Raw genomic sequence first — 6,213 nt, forward strand, 5'->3', positions numbered from 1 at the left:
CCGGCCGCTGGAGCCGCCGTCGTCGCCGACGGTGACCACCGCGGTGATGTCCAGGTCGATCTCGGGGGCGCAGCGGCGCAACGCCCGCAGCGAGGCGGACAGCCCGTGCCCTCCCCCGAAGGCGACCACCTTCGTCGCCGTCATTCCCGCCCCAGGTCCCGGTGCTGGGCGTTGGCGGCGAGACCGGAGTGGCGCAGCCGGGCGGACAGTTCCTCGGCGATGGCCACGCTGCGGTGCTTGCCGCCGGTGCAGCCCACCGCCACGGTCAGGTACCGCTTGCCCTCCCGCTCGAAGCCGGTGGTGGTGGCGTTGACCAGGTCGGCGTAGGAGGCGACGAAGGCGTCCGCGCCCTCCTGGCCCAGCACGTACGAGCTGACCGCCTCCTCCCGCCCGGTGTGCTCGCGCAGCTCCGGCACCCAGTACGGGTTGGGCAGGAACCGGGCGTCGAGCACGAAGTCGGCGTCCGGCGGCAGGCCGTACTTGAAGCCGAAGGAGAGCACGGTGACCCGCAGCCGGCGGGCGTCCTCGCCGCCGAAGAGCTCCTCGACGCGCCGGCGGAGCTGGTTGACGTTCAGGTGGCTGGTGTCGATGATCACGTCCGCCTGGTCGCGGGCCTCCTCCAGCAGGCCCCGCTCGACCGCGATGCCGTCGGCGAGCCGCCCGTCGCCCTGCAACGGGTGCGAACGCCGGACGCTCTCGAAGCGCCGGATCAGCACCTCGTCGTCGGCGTCGACGAAGACGACCCGGGGCGAGAAGCCGCGGTCCTTCAACTCCCGGATCGCCCCGGCAAGATCGGTGGAGAAGGCGCGCGAGCGCACGTCCAGCACCATCGCCGTGCGCCGGGCCGCCCCGCCCGCCTTGAACGCGAGCTCGGCCATGTCGAGCATGAGCGCCTGGGGAAGGTTGTCCACCACGTAGTAGCCGACGTTCTCCAGGGCCCGGGCCACCGTGCTGCGGCCCCCGCCGGAGAGCCCGGTGACCACCACCAGGGTCGTCTCCGACTCCGTCGGGGCCGGCTGTCCCCCCGTGGGTCCGATCCGGTCCTCGGCCGTACGCGCCTCGCTCACCCGCTACCCCCAAGCCATGGCGCCGCGGTCGTTTCCTGCCGACCGCGCACTGGTCAGTCAGCGACTCTATCCCGCGCGGCCCGGTAGGTCGGCGTACGCCCGCCCCGGCGGGGGACGTGGGCGGCGGACCGGTCGTGCTCCCGACAGTCGCAGACCTTGATGACGATCAGTAGCCGTCAATACCCTCTCTGTGATCGCCCCAGGTGGCGGCCGGAGAGTGGGAGGGTGCGAATGCACGATCTGGCGGAGAAGAACAAATACGTCGGTTTCCTGTTCATGAGGATCAGTCCGGAGTACTTCGCCCTGGGCCGGGAGGGCATCCACGAGGTGTCCGCCGAGCACGCCCGGGACCTGGGCCGCTTCGCCAAGCAGCTCACCCACGTGGTCTGCACCGGCGTCAACGGCAGGTACGACCAGGTGACCATGGTCGAGGCGGACACCCTGGAGGAGATCAACGCGGCGGCCACCGCGTTCCGGATGGGGAGCAAGGCCCGCTACATCGAGATCGTCGACATTGTGGTGGGGATGAAGGCCCCGCCGCGCGGGCTGGCCAACCGGTCCGTCCAGCCCGGCTGACCGCGTACCCCCGGCGGGCCTGCCACTAGGGCCGGCCGGGGTGGGCAGCCCACCCGCGGCCACCCCGGTCCGCGGGGGTGGCCGCCGGCCCCGGCGGGTCGGCGGCGCCCGGGTGTCGGCAGCGGCTCGTAGACTCCCCGGATGGCTTCCCCCACCGACCTGCGTACCGACGACGCGCTGGGCGTGCTGCGCCGGGTGTTCGGCTACGACGCCTTCCGCGGCTTCCAGCAGGAGGTCATCGACCACGTGGTGGCCGGCGGCGACGCCCTGGTGCTGATGCCGACCGGTGGTGGCAAGTCGCTGTGCTACCAGATCCCCGCGCTGGTTCGCGACGGCGTGGCCGTGGTCGTCTCCCCGCTGATCGCGCTGATGCAGGACCAGGTCGACGCGCTGACCGCCGTCGGCGTCCGCGCCGGCTTCCTCAACTCGACCCAGGACCTCGACGCCCGCCGCACGGTGGAGCGGGCGTTCGTCGCCGGTGGGCTGGACCTGCTCTATCTCGCCCCCGAGGCGCTGGGCACCCGGGCGGTGCAGCAGCTGCTCGACCGGGGAAGGATCGGCCTGTTCGCGATCGACGAGGCGCACTGCGTGTCGCAGTGGGGGCACGACTTCCGCCCCGACTACCTCGCCCTGTCGATGCTGCACGAACGCTGGCCGGACGTGCCACGGATCGCGCTCACCGCCACCGCGACCAGCGCCACCCGCACCGAGATCGCCACCCGGCTCAAGCTCACCGACGCCCGGCACTTCGTCGCCAGCTTCGACCGGCCCAACATCCAGTACCGCATCGTGCCCAAGCGGGAGCCGCGCAAGCAGCTGCTCAGCCTGCTGCGCGACGAACACCCCGGCGACGCCGGCATCGTCTACTGCCTCTCCCGCGCCTCGGTGGACAAGACCGCCGAGTTCCTCACCGCCAACGGCATCGCCGCCCTGCCCTACCACGCCGGCCTGGACTCCGCGACCCGCGCGGCCAACCAGCAGCGCTTCCTGCGCGACGAGGGCCTCGTGATGGTCGCGACCATCGCCTTCGGCATGGGCATCGACAAGCCGGACGTCCGGTTCGTCGCCCACCTCGACCTGCCGAAGTCCGTCGAGGGCTACTACCAGGAGACCGGCCGCGCCGGCCGCGACGGGCTGCCGTCGACGGCCTGGCTGGCGTACGGGCTCCAGGACGTCGTGCAGCAGCGCAAGATGATCGAGACCTCCGACGGGGACCTGGCGCACCGGCGCAACCTCGCCGCCCACCTCGACGCGATGCTCGCGCTCTGCGAGACGGTGCGCTGCCGCCGGGCCCAGTTGCTCGACTACTTCGGCGAGAGTGCCACGGCCGCCTGCGGCAACTGCGACACCTGCCTCACCCCGCCGGAGTCCTGGGACGGCACCGTCGCGGCGCAGAAGCTGCTCTCCACCGTCTTCCGGCTCGACCGGGAACGCAACCAGCGCTTCGGCGCCGGGCACTGCGTCGACATCCTGCTCGGCCGGACGACCGAGAAGATCACCCAGCACGGCCACGACTCGCTGACCGTCTTCGGCATCGGCGGCGAGCTGCGCGAGGCCGAGTGGCGCGGTGTGGTCCGCCAACTGCTCGCCGAGGGGCTGCTCGCGGTCGAGGGCGACTACGGCACGCTGGCGCTCACCGAGGCCAGCGCCGAGGTGCTGGGCCGCCGCCGCACGGTGACGTTGCGCCGGGAGCCGGAGCGGCCCGCGTCCACCCGGTCGGCCAAGCCGCGCGGCGCGGCCACGGTGGTCGCCGAGCTGGCCCCGGAGGCCGCGTCGCTGTTCGACCGACTGCGTACCTGGCGGGCGGCGAGCGCCAAGGAGCAGGGCGTGCCGGCGTACGTGATCTTCCACGACGCGACGCTGCGGCAGATCGCCACCGAGGCGCCGGGGTCGCTGGCGGAGCTGTCCCGGATCAACGGCGTCGGGGAGAACAAGCTCGCCAAGTACGGCGAGCAGATCCTCACCGTGCTGGCCGAGCAGTCCTGACCGCCGGCGCGGTCAGTCGGCCGCGGGAGTCTTCTGACCGGCGCCCGTCAGCGCGGCGAGGATCGCCTCGGCGGTGCGTTTCCCGACGCCGGGCACCTCGGTGATCTCCTCGACGCTGGCCGCGGAGAGCCGCTTCAGCGAGCCGAAGTGCCGCAGCAGCGCCTTGCGCCGCACCTCCCCCAGGCCGGGAACGTTGTCCAGCGCCGACTCGGTCATCCGCTTGGAGCGCCGCTGCCGGTGGAAGGTGATGGCGAAGCGGTGTGCCTCGTCGCGGACCCGTTGCAGCAGGTAGAGCCCCTCCGAGGTGCGCGGCAGGATGACCGGGAACTCGTCGTCGGGCAGCCAGACCTCCTCCAGTCGCTTGGCCAACCCGCAGAGCGCCACGTCGTCGATGCCCAGCTCCGCGAGGGCCTGGGCCGCCGCCGCGACCTGCGGCGCGCCGCCGTCGACCACCACCAGCTGCGGCGGGTACGCGAACCTGCGTGGCCGCCCGGTGGTCGGGTCGACCAGGGCGCCGATGCGGGGTTCGTCGGCGCCGGCCTGCCCCGCCGGAGCGTCGGGGTCGTCGGCCGGCTCCACGCCCGCCTCACCGGTCTCCGCCCGGGCGTCGAGGTAGCGGGCGAAGCGGCGGCGCAGCACCTCGGACATCGCCGAGAGGTCGTCGGTGGCGCCCCGGATGATGAAGCGGCGGTATTCGCTCTTGCGGGGCAGCCCGTCCTCGAAGACGACCATGCTGGCCACCACGTCGGTGCCCTGGATCTGGGAGATGTCGAAGCACTCGATACGCAGCGGCGAGGTGCGCATGTCGAGCGCCTCGGTGATCTCGTCGAGCGCCTTGCTCCGGGTCGTCAGGTCGCCGGCGCGGCGCAGCTTGTGCCGGGCCAGCGCGTCCCTGGCGTTGCGTTCCACCGTCTCCAGCAGCGACTTCTTGTCGCCGCGCTGCGGCACCCGCAGCGACACCCGGCTGCCCCGGTGGGTGGAGAGCCAGTCGGCCAGCGCGTCGGCGTCGGCGGGCAGCTCGGGGACCAGCAGTTCCCGGGGCACGTCGGCTTCGCCCTGCTCACCGCCGTAGACCTGGGTGCAGAAGTGGTGCACCAGGTCGCCGGTGCTGAGTTCCTCGGTCTTCTCCACCACCCAGCCGCGCTGGCCGCGCACCCGGCCGTCACGGACGTGGAAGACCTGCACGGCCGCCTCCAGCGGGTCGTCGGCGAACGCGACCACGTCGGCGTCGGTGCCGTCGCCGAGCACGACCGTCTGCTTCTCCATCGCCCGCCGCAGCGCGGCCACGTCGTCGCGCAGCTTGGCGGCCCGCTCGAACTCCAACTGCTCGCTCGCGTCGGTCATCTCGCGTTCGAGCCGGCGGACCATGGTGTCGGTGCGCCCGGCCATGAACTCGCAGAAGGCGTCGACGATGTCGCGGTGCTGCTCGGCGGAGACGCTGCCGACGCAGGGCGCCGAGCACTTGCCGATGTAGCCCAGCAGGCAGGGGCGGCCCACCTGGCCGGCCCGCTTGAATACCCCGGCGGAGCAGGTGCGGGCGGGGAAGACCCGCAGCAGCAGGTCGAGCGTCTCGCGGATCGCCCAGGCGTGCGAGTAGGGCCCGAAGTAGCGCACCCCCTTGCGCTTGGCGCCCCGCATCACCTGCAACCGGGGGAACTCCTCGTCGAGGGTGACCGCCAGGTAGGGGTACGACTTGTCGTCGCGGTAGCGGACGTTGAAGCGCGGGTCGTACTGCTTGATCCAGGTGTATTCGAGCTGGAGCGCCTCGACCTCGGTGCCGACCGTGACCCAGTCCACCGACTCGGCGGTGGTGACCATCTGCTGGGTGCGCTGGTGCAGCCCCCACAGGTCGGCGAAGTAGGAGTTGAGCCGGCTGCGCAGGTTCTTCGCCTTGCCGACGTAGATCACCCGGCCGGTGCCGTCGCGGAAGCGGTAGACCCCCGGTGACTCCGGGATGGTGCCGGGTGCGGGACGGTAGGTCGAGGGGTCAGCCACGGCAGCAAGCCTAGCCCGGACCACCGACACCCCCGGACGACTCGATGCGTCGGGCGGAGCAGGGCCGTGACGCCCGCCGGGGGCACGCTGACGCCAGCCGGTGGGCCCCGGATCGAGGCACTCACGCCAGCCGGTGGCCCGGTCGGCCACCGGCCGCGGTCGGTCGGCTCAGGCCAACGAGATCCGGTCGCCGGTGACCTTGATCGGCTTGGTCGCGAGGGGCTTGGTGGCCGGGCCGCCCTTGACCGAGCCGTCCTCGATTGAGAACTTGCTGAAGTGGCAGGTGCAGTTGATGGTGCCGCCGTCGACGTTCGACACCGGGCAGCCCTGGTGGGTGCAGATCGGGTCGAAGCCCTTGAACTCCCCCGCCCGGGGCTGGGTGATCACGATCCCCTGAGCGGCGAAGACCGCACCGCCGCCGACCGGGATGTCGGTGGTGCGGGCCAGCGACTGCGCGCCCTCCCGGTCACCGCCGCCGGCGTCGCCGCTGCTGGTGACCGCCGGGCCGCCGCTGGTCGGGGCAGCGCCGGCGCCGGAGTCGTCACTGCCGCAGGCGGACAGGACCACGGCCGCGCCGAGCGCGCCCGCG

Annotated in this window: 6 protein-coding genes; 2 read left to right on the forward strand and 4 right to left on the reverse strand. The window is 72.6% G+C overall.

Translation table 11 applies throughout. The features are described 5' to 3' along the window. The coding region (locus NCC78_RS26115) for a 2-phospho-L-lactate transferase CofD family protein (protein ID WP_250797789.1) at positions 1–144 on the reverse strand (144 nt) is incomplete at its 3' end. Next, entirely contained in the window at positions 141–1,037 is an 897-nt protein-coding gene (rapZ, locus tag NCC78_RS26120; RefSeq protein ID WP_250797790.1) for an RNase adapter RapZ, read from the reverse strand. The genes NCC78_RS26115 and rapZ, both read right to left, overlap by 4 nt. A gap of 261 nt (positions 1,038–1,298) precedes the next feature. On the opposite strand from rapZ, the gene NCC78_RS26125 reads away from it, so the two are divergent. Together NCC78_RS26125 and recQ are read left to right on the forward strand one after the other, a co-directional pair. Beyond that, a complete protein-coding gene (locus tag NCC78_RS26125) occupies positions 1,299–1,643 on the forward strand; it encodes a hypothetical protein (RefSeq protein ID WP_250797785.1) in 345 nt (114 codons plus the stop codon). Between the two features lie 141 nt (positions 1,644–1,784). After that, a complete protein-coding gene (recQ, locus tag NCC78_RS26130) occupies positions 1,785–3,629 on the forward strand; it encodes a DNA helicase RecQ (RefSeq protein ID WP_250797786.1) in 1,845 nt (614 codons plus the stop codon). Between the two features lie 12 nt (positions 3,630–3,641). Here recQ and uvrC read toward each other — a convergent pair whose 3' ends face one another. Then, positions 3,642–5,624: an excinuclease ABC subunit UvrC gene (gene uvrC, locus NCC78_RS26135; RefSeq protein ID WP_250797787.1), complete on the reverse strand. Its 1,983-nt coding sequence runs from the start codon at positions 5,622–5,624 to the stop codon at positions 3,642–3,644. Positions 5,625–5,792: 168 nt separating this feature from the next. Then, positions 5,793–6,213 (reverse strand): Rieske (2Fe-2S) protein (locus NCC78_RS26140; RefSeq protein ID WP_250797788.1); only part of this gene is annotated, 421 nt, incomplete at its 5' end.

The organism is Micromonospora phytophila (assembly GCF_023656545.1).
In the GTDB taxonomy this organism is placed as follows: Bacteria; Actinomycetota; Actinomycetes; order Mycobacteriales; family Micromonosporaceae; genus Micromonospora; species Micromonospora phytophila.

What these genes read in the sequence shown, in the direction of transcription:
- recQ (WP_250797786.1), top strand. Translation starts at nt 1,785, where the DNA reads ATGGCTTCCCCCACCGACCTGCGTACCGACGACGCGCTGGGCGTGCTG.
- NCC78_RS26125 (WP_250797785.1), top strand. Translation starts at nt 1,299, where the DNA reads ATGCACGATCTGGCGGAGAAGAACAAATACGTCGGTTTCCTGTTCATG.